Source organism: Marinomonas sp. ABL3_031, assembly GCF_056161265.1.
This window is the reverse complement of the sequence record NZ_JBSWYU010000001.1, coordinates 162,462-188,621: the sequence shown is the minus strand read 5'-3', so window position 1 is coordinate 188,621 and position 26,160 is coordinate 162,462. Positions and strand designations below refer to the sequence as shown.

The window sequence follows — 26,160 nt, the reverse complement described above, 5'->3', positions numbered from 1 at the left end:
TTTCTGCCTCTCAAACAGCGGTTTTTTTCGTCAATAGAATTAGCTTCTTAAAACAGTCTTTTTTATCCAAGCAAGCCCTTTTTTCAGTAACAGATATACTGCAAGAGCAAGCAATGAAACGACAACAGAAGAAATAAAATAACTGATCCTATCTGTCGTTCTTCCCAATTCATCAAGATAAACTCTCTGATAAAAATACTGTTCATCTATCGATTCGCTGTCTGAAAAGATGCCATCGCCATTTAAGTCAAATGTATCGAGTTTCCATTCAAAATACTTTTCAATACCATAAATAGGAAGGTAAAAGAGGACAAAGGAAATAAAAAGCAAAATACGAAGCACATTGCTTTGCGAGGCAACCTCACAACCTTAAAATAATAAAAGCAAAATACAAAACAGACAGTCAATGATGCAATGAAACTGTACTTATGCATATCATTTATTAGCTGATAAATCATTTATCAATACCCCGGGTCAGGGAATTCTATCGTCCATACATGTGGCATATAAGGATAAGGTGTACCGCCCAGTTCAAAGGTTATTCCTAAATAGGATAAAGGCTGATCATAAAAATCAGGCCCTAATATTTGGGATTCTCTGGCTCTTACAAATCCAGTAAATGTCGTTCTACAAAACCCATCTTGGCACTTTGTTCTATAATGAACACCCGTTTCTCCCACACTAAAACCAAATGCGGTAAACGTAAGATCAACAGAATAATTACCAGACAAATCCGTTACCCCAGACATAATCCTTTCTTCAGCAAGCAGCTGACGAGCACTAAACTGCAAAGCCATTTTTATATTATAACCTAGGTTCATTGGCACACCATAGCCAAAGAAATAATGCCATAAGGCATTGCCGTCACTGGTGTCAAAATTAAAAATACTTGGCGGCTCTAGCATATAAAATAAATCTTCATCACACTCAACAAAGCTCATATTTCCTTTAGGACGTGTCACACAACTCAGAAAAAAGCCAACTTCACGCCACTCACTGGATAAGAAACTTTGATCTGAATCGTCGTACATGCCTTTATCTCGTGTAAAACACAAACACGAAGAACACGCGCCCGCTCGACATGAGCTCTTTAGTTCAATGCCGCTCTCTTCTGCTGCATCAATTAGGTAATCTCGATCACTACAATCAAAATTACGACCGTTAGTCACGGTTATTTCATAGGTAGACATTATCACCCCCATTTAAAGTAAAGATAAATCAGAGTAACCATCCTCTTCATTACTTTACAGACCTATAGAGAGTGAAATATTCCTACCTTTGCTGAAAAAACGAATATCAGTTTAATTAAGATTAAACTGTAAAAAAAACCGCTGTTTGAGAAAGCTTTTCTGCCACTCAAACAGCGGTTTTTTAGTCAATAGGATTAGCTTAACAGCTGATCTACGCCCATCAAAGTGGCCAATTTTAATACCGCTTCCTTATAGACACTGTCCTTTGCCTTAGTAATAAACTGGGCTTTACGTTGTTTCCAATCCAAGGTTTGCACACCATTTGAAACCACCACAGAGGGTTTATTCAAGGCATCGCCAAGCGGCACTTCCAACATACCACCGCGAATACTGGTGCTGATCGGCAAACAGATAATCATCCCTGTCTGTTGATTTAACGTCTGTGAAGACAGCACCAAGGCCGGACGAAGTTTCCCTATCTCCCGACCTTTTTTAGGATCAAAGTCCAACCAAATAATGTCCTTTCTATCCGGTACATAATGGCTCTGCATCGCGCTAATTTCCTTTTATTTCTTCATAGGACTAATCAAGCCATTCACTGTCATCAAGGGCTGCCAATTCATCCGTGTGAGCATTACTTTTGTCTATGCCAGCCAATAATTGTGACTCAGAATAAGGCCATGTGCTGACGCTTGCGTTTACCACCGGCTTGATCAACAAACCATCTGGCAAAATTTCATAGGTCACTTTACTGCCTTGATGTAGGTTCAGTGCTTCCGCCGTGACCGCATTGATGCGCAATGCTAGGCTGTTACCCCATTTTTTTACTTCAGCATCAATGTTCATACCTTCACCTCACTGTTAACAATATCAGTTTAGTATATACATTGGATATACATATTGCAAAATGCTTAGCCTTATTTCTCCTCAGACGGCGCTCATTCTTGATTCTCCTCAGACGGCGCTAAGCCTTGACCCAATTGGTTCTGCACGACTTCAATACACAGACTCAAACCACGATAAAAAGAAGCAGTGTGATCTTCTCTTTGATAGGACAATTCATGTGTACTGGAGCGCAAAAAGCTCAGCATGTCATACGCGGCCGCTACCGAGGTTAAATGGGCATTAACGTCTTGTATTTGAAAAGCCTTTGTCGTGTTATGGGTTAGTAGATTACCAGATTCTGAAGCGGACTGTTTCATAGCAAATACTCACATAAATGCCAGATTCTACGACAAGCCTATAAGAAAATTAAAAATCAGTTAGACACATCATGGCGCTAACTGATTTGCAATGGGATAAAAAAGAATGGCTTTCCCCTTTATCAGGGTATCTTCTAAGAAGAATAAGCCGTCGATGTCTCCAGGTGAAAAACGTCTGCAGATTCTTGTTTCGGTAACGCATCACGCACTGAGTTCAGAAAATGACTCACTCCACGGCTTTCATTTTCACTTACCTCAATGCCGTAGCTAAAGGCTTTTGTTAAAAATGCCAATTGATCGTCTGCCACCGAAATTTTATCTTTAATATCAATCATATCCATGCCTACTTCCTTACTACTTTTGTTCAGTATTTAGATTATTGGTTCGTTTAAATAAACTTGCAATAGGTATTATCATTCCATTCATAATTATTATTTATGAAATATCTCTAATTAAAATATAACCAATTGATAATAATGATTTTTTATGAAAAATCGAAAGCATTATGACAATTTAGTTTTCTAAAAATCCTCATTAAATTTCAATTTCATCTATAAAACGTCACGCCTATCTTCGTCGAGGGTAACCGCAGAAACAAAGAGAAAAATATATATTTATCAATCACCTAGCTTGTAACGGGCACAAAATATTGAGTAACATCTAGGTAACAAGGGGTAACATTTTCCCTGTTTTGGGAGTAACAGGGTTACCCGTATGTTGCCATTTTTTCCACCCATAAAATCTATGAAAATCAATAAGCTATTATCATGTTACCCTAGTTACCCTAAGCCGAAGTTAACCACCAAATCCCATCGATAGCTCACCCAGATGACGAGATTTGCCGTGCAAATAACCAACAATTTGATACCTTTTCCGTTAAGGCTGAACGGTACTTTTTGCGCTCGATAAACTTATAGGTCCGTGAGCTGGGCAATTGACGCTTTAACTCCTGCAATTCCAGCAAAGGCTGATTGTGCTTGCGACACTGCTCATAAAAGTCATTCAAATTAATGGCAATATACTGCTCTGGCTGACGATGATGATTGAGCCGCGTCGCCTGTTCAGCAACAAAGCAACTGCCCGCTGTGGCAACGCCTTCATCAATGTAATGAAATATCTCCCAAAACTGCTCCAATAAGGCACTGTCTCCGGCGAGCCGTTGATGACGTTGACGCAAACGCGACAACAACAAGTCATACACCTGAGTTAAGGCCGCTTCTAACTGCGGAAAAAACAACCCCAGCGCCGCCACCGACGCCATCACCTGGGCGTGATTAAAGATCAAACGCTGTTTAATTTGATCCACCCCCTCTTCAGCACGAAACGCCGCATCATAGCGCTCGGTAAAAGCAAAAAAGGCCGCCAAATACGCCTGCTCTTGCTTCAACACATGCGGCAAATACCCCGCCATTTCCCTCAAAGACGCATTACGCAAGCGCATGGCGTGTGCGCGAGTGGACAAGGGCGCGGTGCGGAAAAACAGGTGTACGATACGTTCCATCAAGGCTTCTTCCCCCGTAACAGAGGCGTTCTGTGCAATCACCAGCGCGCCATTAAACATGGGTTCATCCGTGTCGTTACCACGCTTAGCAATGCCCAAGGTGCCCGTGCCTCGGCCATCGTACAAGGGCTTAATGGAATCAAAGGTAAAGCCCCGCTGTTTATGATCCACCTGTGCCATGTGATCCCCTTCAATCAACACCACAGGCAAGTTCGACACCTGATTAAAGGCCCGTCGAATCCCTGCTTTGGTGGCTTTTTGCGGATCAAAGCCTTCATAATCTCGCCCTACTAAATGCCACAGGGTTTCAATCAAGGTCGATTTGCCCGCGCCGGGTTCCCCCGTCATCTCCAAAAAAGGGAAGGACTTATGCTGCTTACGAATCTGCTGCACAAACAAGGTGGCCGTCCAAAACCCCAACACCACCAAACCATTTTCCCCAAATGCCGTTTGCAAATCGGCGAACCAATCTCCATTAAAAGGGTCGCCATACACAATCGCAGGCGACTTCATCGAGGTTTTTACCCCCAAGGAACCCAGGTCAAAATAGCCTTCTGAATTGAGCGGAATCTCCCGTCCTTTATGAATCGCAAACGACTGATACACATACACAGAAAAGTCGGCGTTATAGCCCACATACGGCATGGAATGAATGGTCTTAATTTGCTTAAACCAACGGTCTAGCAAGATGTCCATCTCCGCTTTACTGCCGTTAAACACCCCACCGGCGGCCTTATTCAACAAACTCTTATTAAAGGCCGACGGGCTTTCGAGATTTGAACCTTCTAAACTGATCAGCTCATCCGCGTGATTGTTCTGATACGACACCTTAAAGACATACCACTTATCGCCCATCACATCGTCTCTTTCTTGATACAGAAACTGCGGCAAACAATTGGACACCTTCTTCACATTGGCAGCCTGCACAAACACCCTTTGACCACTGGCACTGTGGATGTCCGTTTCTCCTAACGCCTTTTGCACCTCATCGGCATAACACACCCAATAAGCTTGCTCAAAAGCAAACAACAGATAATTCTGACGGCCCCTGCGATAACGATGAAAAGCATAATCCATCGCCGTTTCCGCCACCGCCAAATGCCCACGGTATTCACAATCCAACCAAAACTTTTCCTGTTTAAACGCCTGATTACGCAAACAGTCGTCCCAATCCAGATGCTTACTGGGGGTGAGCATCACCTTGGTTTTCAAGCCTTGTTCTTGCAACACTTGTCGCCACTTTTTAATCGCCTTAATGCCCGCCTCATCATGGTCATAAGCGAGCACCCAAGTGAGATTCAAATGCGAATATTGCTCCACCCATTCACTGGGGAAGTTTTGACAGGAAAACGCCGCAATCGCCTTTACCCCCACCATAGCCAAAGCAATCGCATGAAAGATCCCTTCTACAATCAGCACCTGATCGCCCTTTTCCAATACTTGCCCAGGCACCGCCCAACCTTTGCCACGATACCGTGTGCCGGCACTAAAATGGGTTTTGCCCTGACAACTGGCGGGTAACAAACTCATGGCCGAACGATCAATTACCCGCTCCCAATAGGCATTCCCCCACAATGGAAAACGCACGGTCGGCGTCAAGGAACCGTCTTTTAAGGGCAAATAACCTTGTTGCCAGGCGTCTTTAATCACCGCCAAATCAAAGCGACGTTCTTGGGTCAAATACGCCCTTGCGGTGGCATTAGGGTCATCTGGCGTAGTGGGGAAACGCGCTGAAAAATGCTCAAATAAATCACCAAACAAGGCTCTTGCCGTATGGGTTTCACCGCACTTGTTAGCCCGTCCACAAAAAATCACCCAAGGCGCCGCCACACTGGTCCACGCCTCTTTTTCACCACAACTTGGACAACGTCCTCGCACATGCTGCCCAGACACTTTAAAACCAAATTCAGACGCCAAGCGTCCATGAATATCATCAATCAATTGTTGTTCAGACATAACAGAGCCTTCTTAAAGTCGATCTTTTTCCGAAAGCTCTTCTTGCAGTGCGAACAAATTCACCATCACATGACGGCCCAACTTAATGGTCGGCAAATAGCCATTGCGGCGTAAGCCCTCGACCACCCCATATTGATGTTTAGAGCCCTCGCGGCCACGGTTAGTCAGCCCGGTTAAATCACTAAACTTCTCCAAAGTGACCAGAGGGATCGACACTTCTCGGCTTTGCACCATAGCGTTATATGCCTCAATCGGTAGGGTTACTGTGGCCTTGGATTCATTCACCAAAAGTTTATCAGTCATCGTCATCTCCTTACGATTAATTGACCAGTTTAGGATAGTGATATAATATCTAGCCAGATCTAGATATTTTTAAACCCTAACCCATAAAATTAGCCAAAAACAAGTAATTTTATTAAATTGACCAAAAATGGTGATTCATGACTTCAAACGACCTCGTTAGAGAACGACTGAAATGGATGAGAAAAACCGAAGGACTGACCCAAGATGAATTCGCGAACCTAGTAGACATCCCTGTTGGCACCTGTCGAAATGTTGAACAAAACGGCACCGTGTCTTTCGCGCAATTGCACAAGATATTCCAACAACCCCGCTTCGCCCGCTACCTGATGTGGTTTTTCCAAGGCAATAGCTATCCTAGTATTGGCCAGATCAGCCCAGACATCATGCTAGACATCAAGCAAGAATTGAAAAAAAGCAATCCGAATTTCAACAAGTACCAAGAAGTGACGGATGAAGAAGTCAAACAACAACTGGACAACTACCAAAGTCACCAACCGGCTGACTTTGGCATCGCCCAAAAAGTCTTGGAAGACATCACCAACGCCGCTAAGGAGAGCCTAAACCGACATGGCATACCCTAAAAAAAACGCCAAAGCCGACAACCACATCTGGCGTCTGGAAGACAACCGCTATCTGGTCGAGCTTAGACTGGATGGCGGTTATGGCAAACTGCATCGCAAAGTGCACGACACCCTAAGAGCCGCCAAAATCTATCGTGACGGCCTGTTTGCCAAAAAAGCCGCGGATGCAGACTTCAACCCACACAAAAAACGTGACAAACGCACCCTCTCCAGCCTTATCGACACCTGGGAAATGCTGTTTGCTAGAGAACTCAAAGACGGCGTCAAACGCACCTCAAAACTGCGTTTTCTGTGCCAAGAATGGGGCAATCCAGAATACCACAACATCAGCGCACGCAGCTTTATGGAATTTCGCCAACGCCGCCTCGATAACGGCTTGAGCCTCAATACCGTCAACCACGACCTGGCCTACCTCAAAGCCATGTTCAACAAGCTGGTGAAACTCAAAGAACTCAATGACAACCCGCTCAAAGAAGTGGAACTCTTCACCCTAGAACAATCGGAAATACGCTACCTGGAACTGAGCGAAATCCATCGCTTTCTCAGCGAATTACAACAAAGTACCAGTCGCGATGCCTACATCGTCAGTCGTATTTGTCTGGAAACCGGCTGTCGCATCAACGAAGCACAAACCCTCAAAAACAGCCAAGTCAAAGGTGGCGTCATTCAATTTGCCCGTACCAAAAACTCCGAATCCCGTGCGGTTCCCATCAGCCAAGAACTCGACCAACTTATCAAACAAGGCCGCCCTCGCCGCGGAAAACTGTTTGGTGCGAGCATCACCAAAGCCTTCAAAACCGCTTGCAACAAGGCCTACATCGACCTTCCTAAGGGCCAAGCCACGCACATCATGCGCCACTCCTTCTCCGTACACTTCATGCGCGCCAAAGGCAGCATCCTCGACCTACAAAAAATCCTCGGGCACAAAACCCTCGCCATGACACTGCGCTACGCACAGTTTCACCCCGACTACCTAGCCGACGCCAAAGTCAAAAATCCAATTGCACAAATACAACACAATAAAAATAGTTAAACTTTTGTTCACCTACCAAGAGCCAAACAAAACATCACCTAAGACAAAAACTTAAAAAACAGTCGAAAAAATACGAAAAGGAAAAGCAGAGAAGAAAAGAAAAATGAAATAAATCAACATAATCAATAACTTAAAAACAAAAACCTCAAAAAAAAGACATAAAAAAAGCCCGCTAGTAAACTAGCGGGCTTTCTTAATCATGGTGCCCAGAGGCGGAATCGAACCACCGACACGAGGATTTTCAATCCTCTGCTCTACCGACTGAGCTATCTGGGCAAGTGGGGCGTATTATAGAGAAACCTTTTTGATGGTCAATACTTTTTTTGAAAAATACGATAAAAACTTAGTTTTAGGTGATTGTCTGGTATTATCTCTAAATATCAAGGAGATAAATTCATGTTACACATTGTACTTTACCAACCAGAAATCCCACCCAATACAGGCAATGTCATCCGTCTTTGTGCCAATACGGGTTATCAACTTCACCTTATTGAGCCACTTGGTTTTGAGTTAGAAGATAAAAAATTGCGTCGTGCTGGTTTGGATTATCATGAGTTTACTCGTCTAAAACGCTATCCTGATTTTCAATCCTTTTTGGTCCAAAATAAGACAGCCACCGTCTACGCGCTGACGACCCGAGGAAGTCATACTCACAGTGAAGCTGAGTTTGCAGCAAATGATGTCTTAGTGTTTGGCCCAGAAACTCGAGGCCTACCGATTGAATTTATCGAGGCTTTACCACCAGCACAACGTTTGCGCCTACCTATGCAAGCTAATTCACGCAGTTTGAACTTATCAAACACAGTCGCTGTTATGGTGTACGAATCATGGCGTCAACTTGGTTATGTCATGTCAGATCAAGTGAGTGAATAGGCATTAGATGAATTCTCTCGGACTTTTATTAAAACGCAAAAACAGTCGCCGTCGTTTTCGCCAGCAAGTACATCTGCATGAAACTCACGATTTAAAGAAACGCTTACTTTTGTTAGCAGGTGTGATCGCTTTGCATAGCCTTGCTATGGTGTTTTTTGAAGACTTAAATTGGTGGCAAGCTTTTTGGCTAACTATGACGTCGGCCAGTACCACAGGTTATGGTGACTTATCAGCAGCCAGCTTTTGGGGACAATTCAGCACCATTGTACTGATTTATGGCATGGGCATTACTTTATTAGCACAAATTGCCAGTGATTATGTTGAACTTAGATTAATGCGCAAAGAGATGCGCATCAAAGGCCGCATGAGGTGGGATCAAATGCAAGATCATATTCTTATTATAAATACGCCAAAATACGATACTGAACGCTATCTTGAGCGCCTAATTAATCAAATAAACCAAACGCCAGAATTAACCGACACCCCCATTCAGATTTTAACCACAGCTTTTCCAGAAGGCTTACCAAGCAACTTACGTTCTCAGGGGGTGGTGCATCACACAGGAGACGCTTTAGAAGACGGCATGTTGGAATCGGCAGGGGTTCAAAAGGCTAAGTACATCATTGCATTAACCCCCGACAGTCGTAATACGCACGGCGACAGCTTGATTTTTGATTTATTACATCGTATTAAACAAATCGGCAGCAACGCTTTTATCCTAGCCGAAGCCATAAACGACAATAATCGCCTACGTTTTAAATCCGCCGGTGCACACGCTGTGATTCGCCCTGTTCGAGCGTATCCTGAAATGCTGGTACGTTCGCTTATCGCTCCAGGAACTGAGCAAGTGCTGGAAGACTTATTTCGTCATCAAGGTGACCATACCATCAGATTGAACGTTGAATTGGAAAATTTAGTCTGGGCTGACATAGTGACCACCTTAATTCAGCAAGACGTGGGGACTGCATTAGGTTACATCACCCAAAGCAATGAGATTGTGACCCACCCTAAGGCGAAAGAAGCAATTCACGCAAAAGGCTTAATCATTCTGATAAACGACAATCAAGTGATTCCAGGGAGCAGTAGGATACGTCAACTCTTCTCAACCAAATTCAATTCTATCACTTGAATGAGAGCAGAGTGATTTCAGTGTTTTGTCTTGGCGTATAAGAAAACACTATTAAATAAAAACGGGCACTATGTTGGTTAACAACAAGGTGCCCGCTAAAAAAGCTCATTCCTTTGTATTGCAGTGAACAAAGCCCTAAGATTTATAGTTGCCCTGTCAGGGTGAGGTATTTCTCCATTAACTGTTCTTCCGTTTCCTTATGATTTGGATCCAATGGAATACAGTCAACAGGACACACTTGCTGGCATTGCGGTTCATCAAAGTGACCAACACATTCAGTGCATTTTGATGGTTCAATCACGTAAATTTCTTCGCCTTGGAAAATCGCTTCATTCGGACATTCCGGCTCACATACATCACAATTTATACAATCATCGGTAATAATCAGAGACATTCACTCTCTCCAAAATCACTATCATTAACAAAGCACTGGCCAAAACCAACATCAGCTTATCGAGTTTGATAATGCTCACGAAGTACTTTTTCGACCTCTGGATTTACAAACTGCCCAAAATCACCATCCAAAGAAGCAATCTCTCGAACCAAGGTGGACGAAATATAAGAGTACTTCTCAGATGGCGTTAAGAAAATACTTTCTACGTCTGGCGCGATAACACGATTCATGTTTGCCAACTGGAATTCATACTCAAAATCCGATACTGCACGTAAACCACGAATGACTACTTTACCATTTACCGAACGCGTAAATTCCGTTAGCAAATTATCAAAACCCAATACTTCCACATTTGGTAAATGCGCCAATACTTTTTTCGCCAATGAAATACGCATTTCATGGGACAATGCCGGACGCTTCTTTGGACTCGCCGCCACCGCCACTATTACCTTCGGGAATAGTTTTGAGGCGCGATCAACCAAATCTGTATGGCCGTTTGTGATAGGATCAAAAGTCCCCGGATAAACCGCAATCGTACTCATAGCTTTCATCCAAAAAATTAACAAGGGAGAAGGAGCTAAGACAAAATTAATACGTTTCGCCTATATTCACTCTCATTTAGGGGTCGCATCATATAGGAATATATCAATCTTCTCAATTCACTCGCTTACCTTCACTATTTATAAGCGTGATGCCCCATATCAATATTGTCTATCCTAAACCATAAAAGGCCAGTGCTTGTTTTAAAAAGGAAATCGCTAAGAAAATAAAAATAGGCGACAAATCTAAGCCGCCCAAGGGCGGAATGACTCGCTGACAAGCCTGATATAATGGTGCGGTAATCTGTCCAATTAACATAGCACCAGGATGGCTCGCCCCTGGTGCCACCCAGCTTAAAATCACTGAAATTAACATGGCCCAAAAATACAAATCCAACAAGTGGTACAAGACCCCAACCACACTCGCCACAATATATTGCAGAGGTTGGGCGCTAGCACCTTGAATCAGGTTGATCAAAAACAGGGTTAGGAACTGCACCACTAAAGCCAATACCAATGAAGAGGTATCTAAACGGCCTATTGCTGGAATGACTTTTCTTAGTGGAATAACAAATGGGCTAGTTGCCTTCACCACCGCTTGGCTAATGGGGTTATAAAAATCCGCCCGTGTCAGTTGCAACACCAAACGCAACAACACAATAAATAAGTACAGGTTACCTAATACCTGAACCAACATCACAAATGGGTTTGAATACATCAACTCTTCCTCAATTCATTTTGCTAAACAGAAAACTCTTGCGCCATGACTTTTGAACGTTCCATACAGGCCATCATTGCTTGAGCAACAATTTGATCAATCTGCGATGCTTCAAAAGATAGTAAGGCCTGTTCTGTTGTGCCATTCGGCGACGTAATATTTTTTCGCAATTGCGCAATCGGCTCATCCACTTCCACTATCATACGAGCGGCCCCTAGCATGGCTTGACTGGCTAATTTTCGGCAACTTTTCTCATCCAGCCCTTGCTCTAAACCTTCTTTTATCATGGCCTCAACAAAACGATAGAAGTACGCTGGTGCACTGCCAGACAAAGCCGTGACCGTGTGCATTTGCGCTTCGTCATCTATCCACACAGAGTCACCTACATTGGCAAACAATTCACTTACCCAAGATTTTTGCTCTTCTGTCGTCTGCTCATTGGCAATCAAACCTGATATCCCAGCACCAATCTGTGACGGCGTGTTTGGCATACTGCGAACGACAGCGACTGGGGCATTTAGCCAATGAGATAAAGCGCCTAACTCCACACCAGCGGCAACGGAAATAAACAATTGATCAGCACGCACTTGGTCAGCAAACTCCTCAACCACAGCTTGCATTTGTGCTGGCTTCACACAGAGCACAATCACATCCGCTTGTTGCACTGCTTGCAGGTTATCCGCCAACATTTTAATGCCGTATTCAGCTTCATAAAATTCGCGTTTTTCAGCCGTTCGCGAAGTACCTAGAATCTTGTCAGCTGGGTATCCGCTGGTCAGCAAACCACTGAAAATGGATCTTGCCATATTTCCTACGCCAATAAAGGCGATACTTGGTGTCATTTTGTATCCCATAAATTCGTTGTTTATTTCAGTTTAGCTATCCCTGCCAGTGATCATTCACCAGCCATTGAGTAATCACGTGCACCAAAAATAGCGGTACCAACTCGTACCATGGTGCTGCCAGAGGCAATCGCCGCGGCCAAATCACCAGACATGCCAATGGATAATGTGTCTATCATGCTGTCAGTTTTTGATAATTCAAGAAAAGCAGTTTGCAATGGCTTATAAACCTGGCACTGTTGCTCAAAGCTTTGCTGTGGCGCAGGAATCGCCATCAGGCCCCGAAGTTGTAAATTTGGCAGACCTTTAATCAATTCCACCATAGCGGGAAGAGCGCTAAGAGCAATGCCTGACTTACTTTCTTCACCACTGATGTTTACTTGAATACAGACTTGCAATGGCGGCATATTGTCCGGTCGCTGTTCACTCAATCGACGCGCAATCTTTTCACGATCGACAGAATGAACCCACGCCATGGTTTGAGCAATTTGACGGGATTTGTTGGATTGCAATGGCCCAATAAAATGCCATTCGATTTCGCTAAGTTCTTTTAATGCTTGCTGCTTATCAACCGCTTCTTGTACGTAATTTTCACCGAACATTCTTTGCCCTGCCTGATAAGCGGCTTGGATCGCTTCGATCGGCTTGGTTTTACTGACTGCCAACAAACTCACACTGTTCGTTTTTCGTTGAGTGTCGTTAATGTAAGACTGTATTTGTTGCCTAACTTGTTGGAGCTTGTGTTTTACCTGTTCGGCATGTGTGCGATTCGCGTCATGTGTCATATGTGCCTCTGTTCTGTACATTAAGCGAACGGGTCCAAGCCCATTCACTATGTGAGGTACATAATAGCACTAATAGAAAGTCACTTATAAAGAATAAAACTCACTGCTGGTATCGTACAGAGCACCATGGAACTCAATCTGATAACCAGAGGTGTTTTTCAAAGAATTGGCGGCAAAATGCGCTGCTTGATATAAAGCATCTAAGGTAGAATGCTCCGGATAAAATGCAATACCAATAGACACACCAGCACTGATTAACTGATTATTAGCATAAGATTCGTGCTGAATGGACTCCAACAATTTGTTGGCAACGACTTCTGCATCAGACAGGTTTTGAATACGAATGCCCATTACCAACTCACGCTCATCATAATGTGCCACCAAATCGTTTTCACGCACCGTATCACATAATAATTCAGCGAACACCTTGAGTTCGGGTTCAGCAATGTTGTCTTTTGATAATAACTGAATGGAAAACAAAGCGGCCCGCTGAAAGTGGCGACGAGAGTCCTTCAGCACTATGCCGAAGCTATTTTCGAAACTAAAACGTCGCAATAATCCTGTAAGTGGCTCACGGTGATTATCTTCTAATAATTGATAATCCGCTTTTTCACGTAAAAACAATGCATCCAACCAAGAATGATAAGTATCCAAAGCCACTTCCATCAACTCACTTTCCAAAAGCTGATGACGTTTTTGGAAAACAAGCATAATGAAAATCGTGCCATGTTCATCAGAATTACTGACCATAGACACATCGGAAAAATTATTGGTGACCAAAAAGCGTTGCCACGTCAGCCAATTTACAGCGTCTTGAATTTCAGATTCATGACGTTTTTGAGCAGAAGGCGCCGCTGCAAACGCAATCAAAGACTGAGGAACGTTCGTTAGTAAGCCTTTATCATTCAACAAGGATTCATTAATAAGATCCGAGTATTGCAAACGCCACTGCAGACAATCTTTGTCACATTCAAGAAACAAACAATATGACTGCGCTAATTGAGATTTTATTTTCTCACGAAAAAGCGTTAATAAAGAACTGAGCGGCGCACCTTTAGAAATGACCTGCATCATCTGCGCCATATCACTGTATAAGCTTTTGATGAAATCGCGCTCTTTTTCAAGAAAAGAGACACGAGATCTCAACATTTGCTGCTCATCCAGCAGGGATTTTGTAGATTCAATAGACATATAACAACACAACCAGTAGCAAATCCTTGTTTAGCTAGATTAACCACCAAACAAAAAAAGTAAAGAATTTGTATAGATAAGTTGGGAAAAAAACCAACTTATCATACTAATTAACTAGGATAACTGGTAAATACGCTGTCCTGATATGTATGTAGCAGTTACTTGACCAATGAATTCATCACCAAAATAGGGCGAATTATGGCCTTTAGTTTTGCGTTTTGAGCTATCCCAATACCATCGTGCAGTACTGTCGAAGACAATAAAGTCAGCAAAACTGCCCACAGCCAGAGAGCCCGCTTGTAACCCAAAACACGCCGCAGGACCAGACGTTAAACAAGACAATAAAGTGGCAAAATCCAAATCGCCTTCGTCCAATAACGTCATCGCCAGCGGTAACAATACTTCTACGTTCGCCATTCCTGGCTCTGTAGCAGCAAATGGCGCTACCTTAGCCATTTTTTCATGGGGCTGATGATCAGAACAAATGGCTGAAATCACCCCCTGCTTAAGGCCTTCGATCAAGGTCAAACGATCGCCTTCACCGCGTAATGGGGGTCGAACATGAAAACGACCATCAAACTGATTGAGAATGTCATCACTCAACAAGATATTGTGCAAGGCCACATCCGCTGTCACATCTAAACCGGAGGCCTTTGCATCGGCGATCATTTCAACCGATTTAGCGCAAGATAAGCGCGCAAAATGTGCTCGCACGCCCGTTTTCTCAACCAACAATAGATCCCGCATCAAAGCAACGGTTTCCGCTGTATCTGGAATACCAGTCAAACCATGCATAGTGGAATACAACCCCTCATGAGCACAACCACCATCTGCTAAACTGCTATCTTCAGGGTGAAAAACCACCAATAAATCATGAGTTGCCGCGTATTCCAAAGCCCGAGATAGGACTTTATTGTTCTTCATGTCATAACGTCCATTGGACACGGCCACGCAGCCAGCTTCCGTCAACGCCACCATATTACTCAATTGCTCACCGGCCAAGCCTTGCGTTAAAGCACCAATCGGGAACACATTAGCCATACCCGCATCGTCAGCTTTATCCTGAATTAACGCCGCTACAGCTGGGGTATCCACGATAGGACTAGTGTCAGGAGGACATACTAGGGTAGTCACGCCTCCGGCCACTGCGGCACGACCTTCAGAAGCAATGCTGCCTTTTTGTGTTTGTCCAGGTTCGCGTAAAGCAACCGCTAAATCCACTAGACCAGGCAATACCCATTTACCGCTAGCATCTACCAGTTCGGCATCTTCGAAACCTACTGGAGCTTCACCTATAGCAACAATTTTTTGGTTCTCAACAAACAGATCCAGCGTAGCATCTAGATTTTGGCTTGGATCAATCAAACGTCCATTTTGTACTATCAACTTCATCTTATGCCTCACCCTCACCTGCTTGTGCCGAGTCCACCTGTTGCAACTGACCGCTCATGGCCATTGACATCACAGCCATACGCACAGCAATGCCATTCGTCACCTGATTCAATATCACCGAGCGTTCCCCATCAGCCACTTCTGAAGAAATTTCAACGCCTCGATTAATGGGGCCTGGGTGCATCACGATGGCATCTGGCTTTGCCCATGACAGTGATTCTTCGGTAAGACCATACAAGCGATAAAATTCACTCTCACTGGGCAATAAAGCACCTTTCATACGCTCTTTTTGCAGACGTAGCATGATGACCACATCCACGTCTTGCAAGCCGGCTTCTAAATCATGACAAATCTGCGCCCCCATCTCTGCAAAGAACTCTGGTACCAAGGTCTTAGGTCCAACCAAACGCACTTCCTCCACACCTAGGGTAGTTAAGGCTTGTAATTGAGAACGTGCGACACGAGAATGCAGAATATCGCCAACAATGGCCACCTTTAAACCTGCAAATTGGCCTTTGTGACGACGTATGGTCAACATATCCAACATGGCTTGTGTCGGGTGAGCATGACGGCCATCACCCGCATTAATAATGGCCACATTAGGCGTACAATGCTCGGCAATAAAATGTGCAGCACCGCTATCGGAATGACGCACCACAAACATATCACTCTGCATGGCTTCTAGGTTCTGTAAGGTATCCAGAAGAGATTCACCTTTTGAGGTTGCTGACGTTTCAATGTTGAGGTTAATCACATCTGCCGACAAACGCTTGGCGGCAAGCTCAAAAGTAGTACGTGTTCGAGTAGAATTTTCGAAGAACAGATTGACCACAGTACGTCCTCGCAATAGAGGTACTTTTTTGACGGACTGTTCACCCATGGTCAAAAAGGAGTCGGCGCGGTCAAGAATTTCCGTAAGAATGGTTTTATCGAGACCGTCTAGTGTTAGAAAATGCTTTAGCTGACCGTCATCATTTAATTGTAATGCCCGTGGTTCGGATCGCATCATGGTTTGCTTTCCTTAAGCTACAAAGACCTTATGTCTTTCTCTTTGAATCAATTAAGTTGATAAGAAAATGCCCGGTACAATGACTGTGACCGGGCATTAATAAAATCAAATAACAAGACCACCTGTGATTCGGTGACACAAGATACAACTGGTTACTTTTTCATAAAACTTATCCATAAACTAATTGTCGTATTTGTTCACCAAAAAATAAAGCCTTGAAAGTAGATTAATCCGTCTTAATCACAGAAACTGCAAGCGGTTTCGGACCAATCAACTTGACCCTTTGATCAGGATTAAGCGTCAAGGTTTCTCCTACAATATCCGCCGCAATCGGTAACTCATGTTGACCAAGATCATACAGGATGGCCAAGCTGATACTAGCTGGACGACCAAAGTCAAATATTTCATTCATGGCTGCACGAATCGTACGCCCTGACATCAGCACATCGTCCACTAAAATCACATGGCGGTCTTCAATAGCAGGCAAGGATGTTTGATTCACCTTGGGATTAAGACCTGCGCGTGTAAAATCGTCTCGGTAGAAAGTAATGTCTAATGTAGCCAGAGGCTCTTTGGTCGAGACAGCAGACATAATTTGCTCTGCAACCCATACGCCACCTGTGTGAATACCCACCACAATAGCATCCTTTATGTTTTTCTCCTGACAATAACGCTCCAACTGCGTTCTCATTGCAGCAAGTGACGACTCTAACTCTAATTTCATTGCTTTTTTAACCTGTTTAAATTTACCTGAATTACATGCCTGAGCTCATCATACCTCTGTCTGACAGAGGTTAATACTGCTCAGCAAACCAGGTTTCCAAAATCATCTTAGCAGCTAAGCCGTCCACAGAGTTCTCTTTAAAATTACGATTGCCACCGCCCGCAATAACCTGACCTTTCGCTTCATAAGAAGACAATCTTTCATCCATCATGTGGTAAGGCAAATTAAAGCGACCATGAAGTCGTCTGGCAAATTTACGCGCTCTTAAACACATTTCATTTTCCGTGCCATCCATATCGAGTGGCAAACCAACCACAACAGCATCTGGCTGCCATTCTGTAAAAATTTTTTCAAGCGCTTGCCAATTTGGAATACCGTCTTGCGCTTTAACTGGTGACAATGGCCGAGCAGTACCAGTTAGGCTTTGCCCAATTGCCACACCAATTCGTGTGGTACCAAAATCAAAGCCCAATACAGACTGTGTCGTATTGGGCTTTACTGTGTCTCTTGATGACGCCTGCTGTGCCATTATTAACTGTGCCCTATATCTGGTGAAAGCTTTGTCATATCAATACCCAATACTTTAGTTGCGGCGCTAAACTGCAACTCGCTTGGAGTGTTAAATAATACGTCTAAATCCGCCTCACATACCAGCCAATCATTATTTGCAATTTCAGTCTCTAACTGTCCCGTATCCCAGCCAGCACACCCTAAGGTCACCAAAAAGGCATTTGGACCTTTACCTTTGGCAATGTCTTCTAAAGCTTTCAAAGAAGCCGATAAAGACACTTGTGATGTTACCTTAAGCGTATTACCCCATTCTTTATCCGCTGTGTGCAAAATGAAACCACGCTCGGCTTCCACTGGCCCACCAGTGTAAACCGGCTCAGTAATTAACTTGGGATCCTCTATTGTCATGTCTAAATGCTTTGCCAATTCCCGAAATTCAATGTGCGAAGGTCGATTTATGATAATCCCCATGGCACCCACTGGCGTATGTTCACAAAGGTATACAACGGTATGTTCAAAATGCGGGTCATCGAGATGCGGCATTGAGATCAAAAAGTGATTTTTAAATGAATCGAATAAAGTCATAACAATAGCCCTCTATAACTGGAATGAAATCGCAATGTATGAATGAAAAAAAACCTGCGCCAGCCTGGCAAAAGAACACAAACAGAAGAGCAAAGAAAACGGGCAAAGTTCAGTCGCTGCTTGCAGACAGTATAGGTCAAAGTTCCAATTTACCTAGCGTTAATCACATTTTGTTACCAAATCCCTTCAAAACTGTCCGATCAGTTAGTAAACTAGTTACTTCAGTTATCATCAAGTTCGCACTTGATTTTTACTTAATAGGTTCACAATACATGTCATTGCCATTCACTCATTTTCAACACGATAACGCGGCTCATGCGCCGACGTTTGCCTGTTTTAGAACGGCAAGTTTGATGAACTGGTCACAACATTATCAAGCGGAAACCGTCGATTTACGCTACTTTTTCCATAGTGGTTGGTCTTCCTAGTCCCTGCCATATTACGACTTATTTGTTCAACGCTGCCCCACTTTGGTGTCAGCCTAAAATAACAAACAACTCAATACTTATGGTGAAAGAACACAATGACGACATTAAAAGCTATCGACTACACTAGTCCCACTGCACAACAAGACTTCGTATCATCTTTGCGCGAAACAGGTTTTGGCGTACTGAAAAACCACCCAATCAAACAATCCCTTGTCAGCGCGATTTATCAAGAATGGCAAGATTTCTTTGACAGTGGAGACAAACAAAACTTCGTCTACAACAAAGGCACACAAGACGGTTTTTTTCCTTCCGACGTTTCTGAAACGGCCAAAGGACATACCAAAAAAGACATCAAGGAATACTTCCATTATTACCCTTGGGGTCAATGCCCAGCGGATAAAAAGGCATTACTGGCGCAATATTACAGCGAAGCCAATAACTTAGCAGCAGAACTGCTAGCTTGGGTGGAAACTCACACACCTTCTGATGTAGCGAAAAACTACACTCAATCTCTTTCCAGCATGGTCGAAAACAGTGATCAGACCCTGCTACGTGTCTTACATTATCCACCTTTAAAAGGTGATGAAGAGCTCGGTGCCATTCGTGCCGGCGCCCACGAAGACATCAACTTATTGACCATTCTGCCATCTGCAAATGAACCAGGTCTTCAAGTTAAAGCCAAAGATGGCTCTTGGATGGACGTGCCTTGTGATTTTGGTACTCTGATCATAAATATAGGCGATATGTTGCAAGAAGCCTCAGGCGGTTACTTTCCTTCTACATCACATCGAGTAATCAATCCAGAAGGGGCAGATAAAACCAAATCACGTATTTCTTTGCCTCTATTCCTGCACCCGAAGCCGGAAGTCGTCTTGTCCAATCGCTATACGGCACAAAGCTACTTACATGAACGCCTTGTTGAACTGGGTGTCATTTAAATTATTAGGGCTTGTTCCATAACAGGCAGTTAGCAAGCCCTTTTCCCTTTTCAAACAAGGTGCAAATTCTGCGCATATTATCCCTTCTTTAGGCGACTTACCTTTAATTTATTAAGAATGCCCATAACACATTCTTAATATTTATTTTTAGGTAGCAAATTATGAGCAACAATCTTAATATCCAATTTGTCTCAGACATCATGTGTCCTTGGTGCGTGATCGGATTAGGAAATTTAAACAAAGCTCTAACACAGCTTGGTGATTCCGTAACAGTAGATATGTCCTTCCAGCCATTTGAATTGAATCCCAATATGCCACCGGAAGGACAAAATATCCAAGAGCATATTATTGAAAAATATGGCATCACTGAACAAGAATCCGCTCAAAACCGTGCCATGATCAAAGCCCGAGGCCAAGAGGTGAACTTTGATTTCAATTTCACCAATGACAGTCGCATGCATAATTCATTTGATGCACATCGTCTACTACATTGGGCTGGCATTCAAGGTAAGCAAGCAGAACTAAAAGCAACGTTATTTAAGGCACACTTCACTCATAATCAAGATGTCAGTAACTACACAGTATTAGCCAATCTTGCTGCCAGTGTGGATTTAGATCTAACAGAAGCCAAAACCGTATTGGAAGGCCAGTTGTATGACAGTGAAGTGCGTGAACAAGAAGCCTTCTGGCAACAAAATGGCATTCAATCTGTTCCAACCGTAATCATCAATAATAAATACGCGATCTCAGGCGGACAACCTAGCGAAGTATTTAAAAGCGCATTAGAGGAAATCTTGGCCAAAGAGACGGAATAATGAGCAATAATAAAATACCCCGCATGCGGGGCATTTTATTATAAGAGCTAACAGATCAACTCAGTATCGATCTAGAATGGATAAGGCGTCGCGCTGGCTTTAACCGTCATCCATTGCCAATGAGTATACAAATCCCAATCAGCAGGACCACATACTGCATTACCATTACCCGAAGCACCACAGCCACCAAATGGGTTAATACACTCATCGTTCACTGTTTGATCGTTAATATGCAACAGGCCAACGTGCAATTGACCAGCAATGGCTTGTGCACGAGACAGATTGTTTGAAATGACCGCGCCTGCTAAGCCGTATTCCGTATTATTTGCCAACTCAACTGCTTCTGCATCTTCATCAAAAGTGACTATATTCACAACTGGGCCAAAAATTTCCTCATCAAAAGAACGCATACCAGGTTTCACACCACTCAGAACAGTTGGCTGATAAAATGGGCCTTGGTGTGTACCGCCAGCTTCTAGCTTAGCGCCTGCTGCTACTGTGTCTTGCACTATGGCATGCACCTTCTCTAACTGACGAAGGTTGATGAGAGGCCCAATAGCTACTTCATCGGTGGCAGGGTTTCCTACTGGTAAATGCTTGGCTTTCTCAACAATTTTTGCTGTCAAAGCTTCCGCCACACTTTGCTGAACAAGAATGCGTCCAGATGCCATACAAATTTGACCCTGATGGAAATAAGCGCCCCACGCAATATTACTAGCAGCCACATCAAGATCCGCATCTTCCAACACAATTAGCGAGCTTTTACCGCCCAGCTCTAAAGAAACTTTTTTCAGATTACGACCACAAGCTTCACCCACTTTGCGGCCTGCTGCTGTGGAACCTGTAAAGGCAACCATTTGCACTTCAGGAGCGGCACAAAGTGCTTCACCTGCTTCCACACCGCCTGGCAACACTTGCAATAATCCTTTAGGAAAGCCGGCTGCTTCCAATGCCATTGCTAGTATAAATCCACCTGTTGCTGGCGTTTGTGGGTCCGGCTTAGTAACCACAGCATTACCCGTCGCTAACGCGGGTGCGATAGAACGAATAGACAATATGAGCGGAAAGTTAAAAGGGGAAATAACACCCACTACACCTAGGGGTTGGCGTTTCGCATAGGATTGACGTTCTGGTGTCGAAGGTAATGTAAGACCATTTGGCTCTAACGTCATGTTGGCAGCAAGCTGAAGAATGACAATAGCTTCTTTCACTTCATGCATACCTTTAGGAACAATACCACCCGTTTCACGGGCAATGTATAAGGCTAAATCATCAAAATTTTCCTGTAGGAATTGCGCAGCCTTGTGAAACATTGCCGACTTATCTCTTGGAGGTACAGATAGCCATTCTTTTTGGGCCTTGCTGGCTTGCTGGCAAGCTAAATAAATATCGTCTGCCGTTGCCATACCAACTTGGCTCATTGCCTCACCCGTGGCAGGCTCAATGACATCTTGTGATTGTTTCGCCGCTACCCAATCACCATTAAAAAAGTGACCTGACCATTTTTGTGATGTTATTACAGAGTTAGACATAAAATGTTCTCCTATCTTATTTTTATTTGATCTCCAGTAAATGGATTAGCCTGACAGAGCAATCCTCATGCCGCTTAATCATTTCTGTGATTGCTGTTTATATAATTAGCTGATTTTCAATGTTTTTTCTCTTAAAAAATCAAAAATTGAATAAGATGTCGCAAAAATTGGATGAAGCAAGCAGTTGACCATATGATGAAAAACCATTCAGACTAAGAGAAAAAATTAACTATTTCATTAGGGGCAAACTGAGACTACCTATTATGACGCGTCCTCCTCGAATTTCACTGGCCGACATGGCAAAAAACGACGATACAGTTTTACTCAAAGGCAGTTCTAAGGAATTGGATTCGCATCATTATCCTTCTATAGATGATCTAACAGAATGTCTGTATTTTTCCCCTGGAGATGGACGAATATGGCTAGAAGAAGAACGTATGATGCTACTACATACCTCTTCATTTGGCCTGTTGCGCCAAGAATTGATCGATTCTCTTGGCTTAGACAAGTCTCGCGATATTTTAACGAGAACAGGCTACCTTTCTGGTATTAGAGATGCTGAATTAATCCGCCAGCGTTGGCCAGATGCACAAGCGGCTGCCATCTTTGAAGCAGGCACTCACCTTCATGGCTTAGAAGGATTGGTGAAAGTAGAAACCCTACATTTTGAATTCGACACGGAAAAAGGTTTATACGATGGGGAATTTATCTGGCATCACAGTGCAGAAGTAGAAGAGCACATTGCCTCATATGGCTTTGGCAGTTCACCTGTATGCTGGATGGAACTTGGTTACGCTATTGGATATGTATCTGGCTTAGTCGGCTCACTGGTTGTCTTTCGTGAGGTAGAATGCCAGTGTATGGGACATTCTGTATGTCGCGTTGTTGGAAAATCCGTTGAACTATGGGACAGTGTTGATGAAGACATCCGCTTTCTCAACACAACAGCAACGACAAACAAACGCCCTGAATCTTCTGACACTACCTCTTCTGCAGATGACAACCTAGAAGAAAGTCAAGCAACGTCAATGATAGGCGTATCAGCCACCTTCACTGCAGCCAATCATGCCTTACAAAAAGTGGCTCCCACCAATGCCACTGTGTTATTAACTGGGGAATCAGGCGTCGGTAAAGAACTGTTCGCCAGTATGCTGCATAAATTCAGCAAAAGAGAAGGCCCCTTTGTTGCCTTTAACTGCGCGGCGCTACCTGAAAACTTATTAGAATCCGAGCTATTTGGTGTAGAAAAAGGCGCTTATACCGGAGCTTCGCACAGCCGCCCAGGACGCTTCGAAAGAGCCAACAATGGCACATTATTTCTCGATGAAATCGGCACCTTAAATCTTGCGGGGCAGAGTAAATTACTACGCGCTTTACAAGAAAAAGAAATTGAACGCGTGGGCGGCATAGCCCCCATAAAAGTTAATGTTCGTGTTGTGGCGGCCACCAATGTCGATCTACGAGAAGCGGTCAAACGTGGAGAATTTCGGGAAGACTTATTCTTTCGCCTAAATGTCTTCCCTATCCATTTGCCACCATTACGAGAACGCAAAGCAGACATCCCATTATTGGTAAACCATTTTTATCGCTACTTTTGCCAACAACATAACAAATCCCCCACGGGCTTCACTCAAAATGCACGACGTGGCTTATTCAACTATGACTTCCCGGGGAACATTCGTGAATTGCAAAACCTTATCGAACGAGGTGTCATTGCCGCAGAAGAAAATGAGCTAATCGAGCTTCATCATGTATTTCGCAATGAGAGCATACCAGAGGAAGTTATTTATTCGATCAATCAAAAAGGCAATCTGAGCCAAACGAATAAACCTTTATCCAATGACGATTTGGGAGAACGGATTAAGCAATTTGCGGACGGGCAAAGTAGCCTAGCAATAGAAGAGTTGGAAAATCATTTGCTGCAGACGGCAGTGGAATTGGCGCAAGGCAACTTATCTGAAGCGGCACGAAAGGTGGGCCTGACTAGACCGCAACTGGCCTATCGTTTGAAGAAAAATTCCATCTGACCATTTCTAAAGTCTTTTAAAAAGCCCGTACAACATAAAGCTATACGGGCTAAGACACAAAAGGGAATCAAACATTATGCATTAAAAATGGTGGTTGAAGCGCAACACAAAGCGGCTTCCCTCAGCTCTATTTTCTGCATCTTGCTCAACATAATAGTTGGCCATTAATGAATCATCTTTACCCAATTGGTAGAACAATCCGGGCCCCACAGCCCACACTTTTTCCTTACGACCAGACACGTCTTCACCATCCACTTTTGTGTCCGTAATTTGCTTTAACCAATATCCATTGAGACCCACACTCAACTTTTCTGACACTGCATAAGCACTGGCAAAATTTACATGGAAAGCTTGCCCTGCTTGAGTATCTCGCTGGGCACTAAAGCTCTTTAAAGGATCATCATTTTTGCCATTCCATAGATAAGCTATACGTGACGAGAAGGTCCATCTAGGGGTAAGCCAATAGGTAATCGCATAGTAAGGATTTATATTGATAGCATTACTACCCGGGTTGATCGATTTATTAGGGTCATAATCACCAGTAGGGAGGCTTATATCCAACTCAATACGCTGTGCGTATTTAGGACCATTCTCCCCCATCACGGGGTCAAATTGTAAAAATGCCCCCAAAATAAGATCACCCACCCCTGTTTGCGCACTAAGAACCTGATTATTCGAACCATCGTCTACGTCCGCTTGAGCGACCCAGGGTAAAAGAGCGGTATATCCCAATGTCATATTGGACTGTATCTTTTCCTCAGGCAGATACACTATCTGAGTCAAAGGCACAAACATATCCAAGTCCTGTTTAGGAAGCGACAAAGCCTTACCATCTTTATCATTCAATGTATCTGTATTCAATGACTGAAGATATTCTATCAGATACCATCCCGGCCCTTGCGGCCCAGGGGCACCATCATAAAAGCTAGTGCCTCCTAAATTTATCCCTGGTAAATCGTATGCCATTGCCGAAAATGGTAATGTTAATGCTACTGCACAGCAGACTTGTTTGATTTTCATAGTATAAAGACCTTTTTATTTTTGTTTTTGATTCTTTGCTTTATAACGCTGCTTAGAGTTAGATATAGGTAGACGCCAAGCCTCCATCAACAGGAATATTCGCACCACAAATCCATCGGGCTTGCTCCGAACATAAGAAGGTAATCACATCCGCAACCTCATCGGAAAAAGCAGGACGTAACATTCGATCGGCATCGGCTTGCACCCTTTCTTCCCCTAACATACTGACAAAATCCCCTAAAATGGGAGTCATAACAGGGCCTGGCGCCACACAATTCATTCGCACGCCGTGATCTCTAAACCAAGGCAGAGCTTGTTGTGTGGTCCAAACAATAAGCGCTTCTTTAAAATATTGATAGCAAGTGTCTTGCTCTACAGGATGCTGCGCCAACCATTTCGCGCCCGCATGATAATCTTTTGTTGACGCCAAGGCTTTATGCTCTGTTAAACGCTCTGGCCATTCAGCCCCTAAAATAGACGCCACGTTTACGATACTGGCTCCTTGGCTAAAACGCGGTAATAGGGATTCAGTCAAATAACGTAAGCCAAGATAATTAACTCTTCCTACCAGTTCTGCTTCTGCCGTACCCGGCACACCAGCAATATTACACAAAGCGTCAATTTGTTCAGGCAACTGTGCAATGGCTTTATCAATAGCGGCAATGTCGCCCAGATCAACCTGAATGAAACCATCCAAAGACAAACTAGCAGGGTTTCTATCCATGCCAATGACTCTCGCCCCTTGATGACGAGCAAACTTGGCAACATCAGCGCCGATACCTGAAGACACACCAGTAATCACAACAGTTTTGTTGGCTAATGACATATAGATTTCTCCTTATTTTTATTGTTCAAATCGTAAATCAATGAGGCCTAAGGCCTTCACAACCAATAAGGAACTGCACGGACCATGCCCACAAGACTAAAAATGGTGAGTTAGACA

The 26,160-nt window shown here is 43.6% G+C and carries 30 protein-coding genes and 1 tRNA gene; 8 read left to right on the top strand and 23 right to left on the bottom strand.

Features of this window, described 5'->3' with window-relative positions; all coding sequences use genetic code 11:
* Window positions 1-39: 39 nt before the first annotated feature.
* The 8 genes from ACXAH2_RS00965 to ACXAH2_RS00930 all read right to left on the bottom strand — a co-directional run bounded on the left by ACXAH2_RS00965 (window position 40) and on the right by ACXAH2_RS00930 (window position 6,152).
* Window positions 40-342: a hypothetical protein gene (locus ACXAH2_RS00965; protein ID WP_475075926.1), complete on the bottom strand. Its 303-nt coding sequence runs from the start codon at window positions 340-342 to the stop codon at window positions 40-42.
* Window positions 343-461: 119 nt separating this feature from the next.
* Window positions 462-1,190 carry a 2Fe-2S iron-sulfur cluster-binding protein gene (locus ACXAH2_RS00960; RefSeq protein ID WP_475075925.1) on the bottom strand — a complete coding sequence of 243 codons (729 nt, stop codon included), beginning with the start codon at window positions 1,188-1,190 and terminating at the stop codon, window positions 462-464.
* 194 nt (window positions 1,191-1,384) lie between these two features.
* Window positions 1,385-1,741 (bottom strand): type II toxin-antitoxin system PemK/MazF family toxin, encoded by a 357-nt coding sequence (locus tag ACXAH2_RS00955; RefSeq protein ID WP_475075923.1) that lies wholly within the window; start codon window positions 1,739-1,741, stop codon window positions 1,385-1,387.
* A 31-nt stretch (window positions 1,742-1,772) separates the two neighbouring features.
* The gene (locus ACXAH2_RS00950) at window positions 1,773-2,036 is read right to left on the bottom strand and encodes an AbrB/MazE/SpoVT family DNA-binding domain-containing protein (protein WP_475075921.1); all 264 of its coding nucleotides are present in this window, start codon (window positions 2,034-2,036) and stop codon (window positions 1,773-1,775) included.
* A gap of 92 nt (window positions 2,037-2,128) precedes the next feature.
* The gene (locus tag ACXAH2_RS00945; RefSeq protein WP_475075920.1) at window positions 2,129-2,392 is read right to left on the bottom strand and encodes a hypothetical protein; all 264 of its coding nucleotides are present in this window, start codon (window positions 2,390-2,392) and stop codon (window positions 2,129-2,131) included.
* Between the two features lie 134 nt (window positions 2,393-2,526).
* Window positions 2,527-2,733, bottom strand: a complete 207-nt coding sequence (locus ACXAH2_RS00940) for a hypothetical protein (protein WP_475075918.1) — start codon at window positions 2,731-2,733, stop codon at window positions 2,527-2,529.
* Window positions 2,734-3,212: 479 nt separating this feature from the next.
* A complete protein-coding gene (locus ACXAH2_RS00935) occupies window positions 3,213-5,849 on the bottom strand; it encodes a toprim domain-containing protein (RefSeq protein ID WP_475075916.1) in 2,637 nt (878 codons plus the stop codon).
* Between the two features lie 12 nt (window positions 5,850-5,861).
* Window positions 5,862-6,152 carry a hypothetical protein gene (locus ACXAH2_RS00930; RefSeq protein ID WP_353667128.1) on the bottom strand — a complete coding sequence of 97 codons (291 nt, stop codon included), beginning with the start codon at window positions 6,150-6,152 and terminating at the stop codon, window positions 5,862-5,864.
* A gap of 137 nt (window positions 6,153-6,289) precedes the next feature.
* Here ACXAH2_RS00930 and ACXAH2_RS00925 point away from each other — a divergent pair, with 137 nt between their 5' ends.
* Entirely contained in the window at window positions 6,290-6,733 is a 444-nt protein-coding gene (locus tag ACXAH2_RS00925) for a helix-turn-helix domain-containing protein (RefSeq protein WP_475075914.1), read from the top strand.
* Window positions 6,720-7,766 carry a phage integrase gene (locus ACXAH2_RS00920; protein ID WP_475075913.1) on the top strand — a complete coding sequence of 349 codons (1,047 nt, stop codon included), beginning with the start codon at window positions 6,720-6,722 and terminating at the stop codon, window positions 7,764-7,766. The genes ACXAH2_RS00925 and ACXAH2_RS00920 overlap by 14 nt, the downstream gene beginning before the upstream one ends.
* A gap of 200 nt (window positions 7,767-7,966) precedes the next feature.
* On the opposite strand, the gene ACXAH2_RS00915 is transcribed toward ACXAH2_RS00920, so the two are convergent.
* Window positions 7,967-8,042: transfer RNA gene (locus ACXAH2_RS00915), tRNA-Phe, on the bottom strand.
* 120 nt (window positions 8,043-8,162) lie between these two features.
* Here ACXAH2_RS00915 and trmL point away from each other — a divergent pair.
* Together trmL and ACXAH2_RS00905 are read left to right on the top strand one after the other, a co-directional pair.
* The gene (trmL, locus tag ACXAH2_RS00910) at window positions 8,163-8,639 is read left to right on the top strand and encodes a tRNA (uridine(34)/cytosine(34)/5-carboxymethylaminomethyluridine(34)-2'-O)-methyltransferase TrmL (protein ID WP_475075911.1); all 477 of its coding nucleotides are present in this window, start codon (window positions 8,163-8,165) and stop codon (window positions 8,637-8,639) included.
* 7 nt (window positions 8,640-8,646) lie between these two features.
* Window positions 8,647-9,768 (top strand): ion channel, encoded by a 1,122-nt coding sequence (locus ACXAH2_RS00905; protein WP_475075910.1) that lies wholly within the window; start codon window positions 8,647-8,649, stop codon window positions 9,766-9,768.
* A gap of 142 nt (window positions 9,769-9,910) precedes the next feature.
* Here the strand turns inward: ACXAH2_RS00905 and ACXAH2_RS00900 are convergent, their stop codons facing one another.
* The 11 genes from ACXAH2_RS00900 to ACXAH2_RS00850 all read right to left on the bottom strand — a co-directional run bounded on the left by ACXAH2_RS00900 (window position 9,911) and on the right by ACXAH2_RS00850 (window position 18,457).
* Window positions 9,911-10,162: a YfhL family 4Fe-4S dicluster ferredoxin gene (locus ACXAH2_RS00900; RefSeq protein WP_013797554.1), complete on the bottom strand. Its 252-nt coding sequence runs from the start codon at window positions 10,160-10,162 to the stop codon at window positions 9,911-9,913.
* A gap of 56 nt (window positions 10,163-10,218) precedes the next feature.
* Window positions 10,219-10,704 carry a pantetheine-phosphate adenylyltransferase gene (gene coaD / locus ACXAH2_RS00895; protein WP_475075908.1) on the bottom strand — a complete coding sequence of 162 codons (486 nt, stop codon included), beginning with the start codon at window positions 10,702-10,704 and terminating at the stop codon, window positions 10,219-10,221.
* A gap of 169 nt (window positions 10,705-10,873) precedes the next feature.
* The gene (locus tag ACXAH2_RS00890) at window positions 10,874-11,419 is read right to left on the bottom strand and encodes a YggT family protein (protein WP_475075907.1); all 546 of its coding nucleotides are present in this window, start codon (window positions 11,417-11,419) and stop codon (window positions 10,874-10,876) included.
* Window positions 11,420-11,442: 23 nt separating this feature from the next.
* Complete coding sequence (proC, locus tag ACXAH2_RS00885) at window positions 11,443-12,261, bottom strand: pyrroline-5-carboxylate reductase (protein WP_475075905.1); 819 nt, start codon at window positions 12,259-12,261, stop codon at window positions 11,443-11,445.
* A gap of 53 nt (window positions 12,262-12,314) precedes the next feature.
* The gene (locus ACXAH2_RS00880) at window positions 12,315-13,046 is read right to left on the bottom strand and encodes a YggS family pyridoxal phosphate-dependent enzyme (RefSeq protein WP_475075903.1); all 732 of its coding nucleotides are present in this window, start codon (window positions 13,044-13,046) and stop codon (window positions 12,315-12,317) included.
* A gap of 84 nt (window positions 13,047-13,130) precedes the next feature.
* Complete coding sequence (locus ACXAH2_RS00875) at window positions 13,131-14,237, bottom strand: diguanylate cyclase domain-containing protein (RefSeq protein ID WP_475075902.1); 1,107 nt, start codon at window positions 14,235-14,237, stop codon at window positions 13,131-13,133.
* Between the two features lie 114 nt (window positions 14,238-14,351).
* On the bottom strand, window positions 14,352-15,629 hold the full coding sequence (locus ACXAH2_RS00870; protein ID WP_475075901.1) for a dihydroorotase: 1,278 nt from the start codon (window positions 15,627-15,629) through the stop codon (window positions 14,352-14,354).
* A gap of 1 nt (window position 15,630) precedes the next feature.
* Complete coding sequence (locus ACXAH2_RS00865; protein WP_475075899.1) at window positions 15,631-16,638, bottom strand: aspartate carbamoyltransferase catalytic subunit; 1,008 nt, start codon at window positions 16,636-16,638, stop codon at window positions 15,631-15,633.
* 226 nt (window positions 16,639-16,864) lie between these two features.
* Window positions 16,865-17,362 carry a bifunctional pyr operon transcriptional regulator/uracil phosphoribosyltransferase PyrR gene (gene pyrR, locus ACXAH2_RS00860; RefSeq protein WP_475075897.1) on the bottom strand — a complete coding sequence of 166 codons (498 nt, stop codon included), beginning with the start codon at window positions 17,360-17,362 and terminating at the stop codon, window positions 16,865-16,867.
* A gap of 70 nt (window positions 17,363-17,432) precedes the next feature.
* Window positions 17,433-17,891, bottom strand: coding sequence for a Holliday junction resolvase RuvX (gene ruvX, locus ACXAH2_RS00855; RefSeq protein ID WP_475075895.1), 459 nt, complete (start codon window positions 17,889-17,891; stop codon window positions 17,433-17,435).
* Between the two features lie 2 nt (window positions 17,892-17,893).
* Window positions 17,894-18,457 carry a YqgE/AlgH family protein gene (locus ACXAH2_RS00850; RefSeq protein ID WP_475075894.1) on the bottom strand — a complete coding sequence of 188 codons (564 nt, stop codon included), beginning with the start codon at window positions 18,455-18,457 and terminating at the stop codon, window positions 17,894-17,896.
* A 272-nt stretch (window positions 18,458-18,729) separates the two neighbouring features.
* Here ACXAH2_RS00850 and ACXAH2_RS00845 point away from each other — a divergent pair, with 272 nt between their 5' ends.
* The 3 genes from ACXAH2_RS00845 (at window position 18,730) to ACXAH2_RS00835 (ending at window position 20,638) form a co-directional block, all read left to right on the top strand.
* Window positions 18,730-18,885 carry a hypothetical protein gene (locus ACXAH2_RS00845; protein WP_475075892.1) on the top strand — a complete coding sequence of 52 codons (156 nt, stop codon included), beginning with the start codon at window positions 18,730-18,732 and terminating at the stop codon, window positions 18,883-18,885.
* A gap of 95 nt (window positions 18,886-18,980) precedes the next feature.
* The gene (locus ACXAH2_RS00840; protein WP_475075891.1) at window positions 18,981-19,823 is read left to right on the top strand and encodes a 2OG-Fe(II) oxygenase family protein; all 843 of its coding nucleotides are present in this window, start codon (window positions 18,981-18,983) and stop codon (window positions 19,821-19,823) included.
* Between the two features lie 161 nt (window positions 19,824-19,984).
* The gene (locus ACXAH2_RS00835) at window positions 19,985-20,638 is read left to right on the top strand and encodes a DsbA family oxidoreductase (RefSeq protein ID WP_475075889.1); all 654 of its coding nucleotides are present in this window, start codon (window positions 19,985-19,987) and stop codon (window positions 20,636-20,638) included.
* 71 nt (window positions 20,639-20,709) lie between these two features.
* Here the strand turns inward: ACXAH2_RS00835 and ACXAH2_RS00830 are convergent, their stop codons facing one another.
* Window positions 20,710-22,170, bottom strand: a complete 1,461-nt coding sequence (locus ACXAH2_RS00830) for a benzaldehyde dehydrogenase (protein WP_475075888.1) — start codon at window positions 22,168-22,170, stop codon at window positions 20,710-20,712.
* Window positions 22,171-22,433: 263 nt separating this feature from the next.
* Here ACXAH2_RS00830 and ACXAH2_RS00825 point away from each other — a divergent pair, with 263 nt between their 5' ends.
* Window positions 22,434-24,197: a sigma 54-interacting transcriptional regulator gene (locus ACXAH2_RS00825; RefSeq protein ID WP_475075887.1), complete on the top strand. Its 1,764-nt coding sequence runs from the start codon at window positions 22,434-22,436 to the stop codon at window positions 24,195-24,197.
* An 81-nt stretch (window positions 24,198-24,278) separates the two neighbouring features.
* Here ACXAH2_RS00825 and ACXAH2_RS00820 read toward each other — a convergent pair whose 3' ends face one another.
* Together ACXAH2_RS00820 and ACXAH2_RS00815 are read right to left on the bottom strand one after the other, a co-directional pair.
* Window positions 24,279-25,217, bottom strand: coding sequence for a SphA family protein (locus tag ACXAH2_RS00820; protein ID WP_475075885.1), 939 nt, complete (start codon window positions 25,215-25,217; stop codon window positions 24,279-24,281).
* 58 nt (window positions 25,218-25,275) lie between these two features.
* On the bottom strand, window positions 25,276-26,043 hold the full coding sequence (locus ACXAH2_RS00815) for a coniferyl-alcohol dehydrogenase (protein ID WP_475075884.1): 768 nt from the start codon (window positions 26,041-26,043) through the stop codon (window positions 25,276-25,278).
* Window positions 26,044-26,160 lie beyond the last annotated feature (117 nt).

What these genes read in the sequence shown, in the direction of transcription:
- ACXAH2_RS00870 (WP_475075901.1), bottom strand. Translation starts at nt 15,629, where the DNA reads ATGAAGTTGATAGTACAAAATGGACGTTTGATTGATCCAAGCCAAAAT.
- ACXAH2_RS00830 (WP_475075888.1), bottom strand. Translation starts at nt 22,170, where the DNA reads ATGTCTAACTCTGTAATAACATCACAAAAATGGTCAGGTCACTTTTTT.
- ACXAH2_RS00935 (WP_475075916.1), bottom strand. Translation starts at nt 5,849, where the DNA reads ATGTCTGAACAACAATTGATTGATGATATTCATGGACGCTTGGCGTCT.
- ACXAH2_RS00955 (WP_475075923.1), bottom strand. Translation starts at nt 1,741, where the DNA reads ATGCAGAGCCATTATGTACCGGATAGAAAGGACATTATTTGGTTGGAC.
- ACXAH2_RS00815 (WP_475075884.1), bottom strand. Translation starts at nt 26,043, where the DNA reads ATGTCATTAGCCAACAAAACTGTTGTGATTACTGGTGTGTCTTCAGGT.
- ACXAH2_RS00835 (WP_475075889.1), top strand. Translation starts at nt 19,985, where the DNA reads ATGAGCAACAATCTTAATATCCAATTTGTCTCAGACATCATGTGTCCT.
- ACXAH2_RS00890 (WP_475075907.1), bottom strand. Translation starts at nt 11,419, where the DNA reads ATGTATTCAAACCCATTTGTGATGTTGGTTCAGGTATTAGGTAACCTG.
- trmL (WP_475075911.1), top strand. Translation starts at nt 8,163, where the DNA reads ATGTTACACATTGTACTTTACCAACCAGAAATCCCACCCAATACAGGC.
- ruvX (WP_475075895.1), bottom strand. Translation starts at nt 17,891, where the DNA reads ATGGCACAGCAGGCGTCATCAAGAGACACAGTAAAGCCCAATACGACA.
- coaD (WP_475075908.1), bottom strand. Translation starts at nt 10,704, where the DNA reads ATGAGTACGATTGCGGTTTATCCGGGGACTTTTGATCCTATCACAAAC.
- ACXAH2_RS00900 (WP_013797554.1), bottom strand. Translation starts at nt 10,162, where the DNA reads ATGTCTCTGATTATTACCGATGATTGTATAAATTGTGATGTATGTGAG.
- ACXAH2_RS00950 (WP_475075921.1), bottom strand. Translation starts at nt 2,036, where the DNA reads ATGAACATTGATGCTGAAGTAAAAAAATGGGGTAACAGCCTAGCATTG.
- ACXAH2_RS00820 (WP_475075885.1), bottom strand. Translation starts at nt 25,217, where the DNA reads ATGAAAATCAAACAAGTCTGCTGTGCAGTAGCATTAACATTACCATTT.
- ACXAH2_RS00925 (WP_475075914.1), top strand. Translation starts at nt 6,290, where the DNA reads ATGACTTCAAACGACCTCGTTAGAGAACGACTGAAATGGATGAGAAAA.
- ACXAH2_RS00840 (WP_475075891.1), top strand. Translation starts at nt 18,981, where the DNA reads ATGACGACATTAAAAGCTATCGACTACACTAGTCCCACTGCACAACAA.
- ACXAH2_RS00875 (WP_475075902.1), bottom strand. Translation starts at nt 14,237, where the DNA reads ATGTCTATTGAATCTACAAAATCCCTGCTGGATGAGCAGCAAATGTTG.
- ACXAH2_RS00905 (WP_475075910.1), top strand. Translation starts at nt 8,647, where the DNA reads ATGAATTCTCTCGGACTTTTATTAAAACGCAAAAACAGTCGCCGTCGT.
- ACXAH2_RS00930 (WP_353667128.1), bottom strand. Translation starts at nt 6,152, where the DNA reads ATGACTGATAAACTTTTGGTGAATGAATCCAAGGCCACAGTAACCCTA.
- ACXAH2_RS00825 (WP_475075887.1), top strand. Translation starts at nt 22,434, where the DNA reads ATGACGCGTCCTCCTCGAATTTCACTGGCCGACATGGCAAAAAACGAC.
- ACXAH2_RS00845 (WP_475075892.1), top strand. Translation starts at nt 18,730, where the DNA reads ATGTCATTGCCATTCACTCATTTTCAACACGATAACGCGGCTCATGCG.
- pyrR (WP_475075897.1), bottom strand. Translation starts at nt 17,362, where the DNA reads ATGAAATTAGAGTTAGAGTCGTCACTTGCTGCAATGAGAACGCAGTTG.
- proC (WP_475075905.1), bottom strand. Translation starts at nt 12,261, where the DNA reads ATGACACCAAGTATCGCCTTTATTGGCGTAGGAAATATGGCAAGATCC.
- ACXAH2_RS00850 (WP_475075894.1), bottom strand. Translation starts at nt 18,457, where the DNA reads ATGACTTTATTCGATTCATTTAAAAATCACTTTTTGATCTCAATGCCG.
- ACXAH2_RS00945 (WP_475075920.1), bottom strand. Translation starts at nt 2,392, where the DNA reads ATGAAACAGTCCGCTTCAGAATCTGGTAATCTACTAACCCATAACACG.
- ACXAH2_RS00880 (WP_475075903.1), bottom strand. Translation starts at nt 13,046, where the DNA reads ATGACACATGACGCGAATCGCACACATGCCGAACAGGTAAAACACAAG.
- ACXAH2_RS00865 (WP_475075899.1), bottom strand. Translation starts at nt 16,638, where the DNA reads ATGATGCGATCCGAACCACGGGCATTACAATTAAATGATGACGGTCAG.
- ACXAH2_RS00940 (WP_475075918.1), bottom strand. Translation starts at nt 2,733, where the DNA reads ATGGATATGATTGATATTAAAGATAAAATTTCGGTGGCAGACGATCAA.
- ACXAH2_RS00920 (WP_475075913.1), top strand. Translation starts at nt 6,720, where the DNA reads ATGGCATACCCTAAAAAAAACGCCAAAGCCGACAACCACATCTGGCGT.
- ACXAH2_RS00960 (WP_475075925.1), bottom strand. Translation starts at nt 1,190, where the DNA reads ATGTCTACCTATGAAATAACCGTGACTAACGGTCGTAATTTTGATTGT.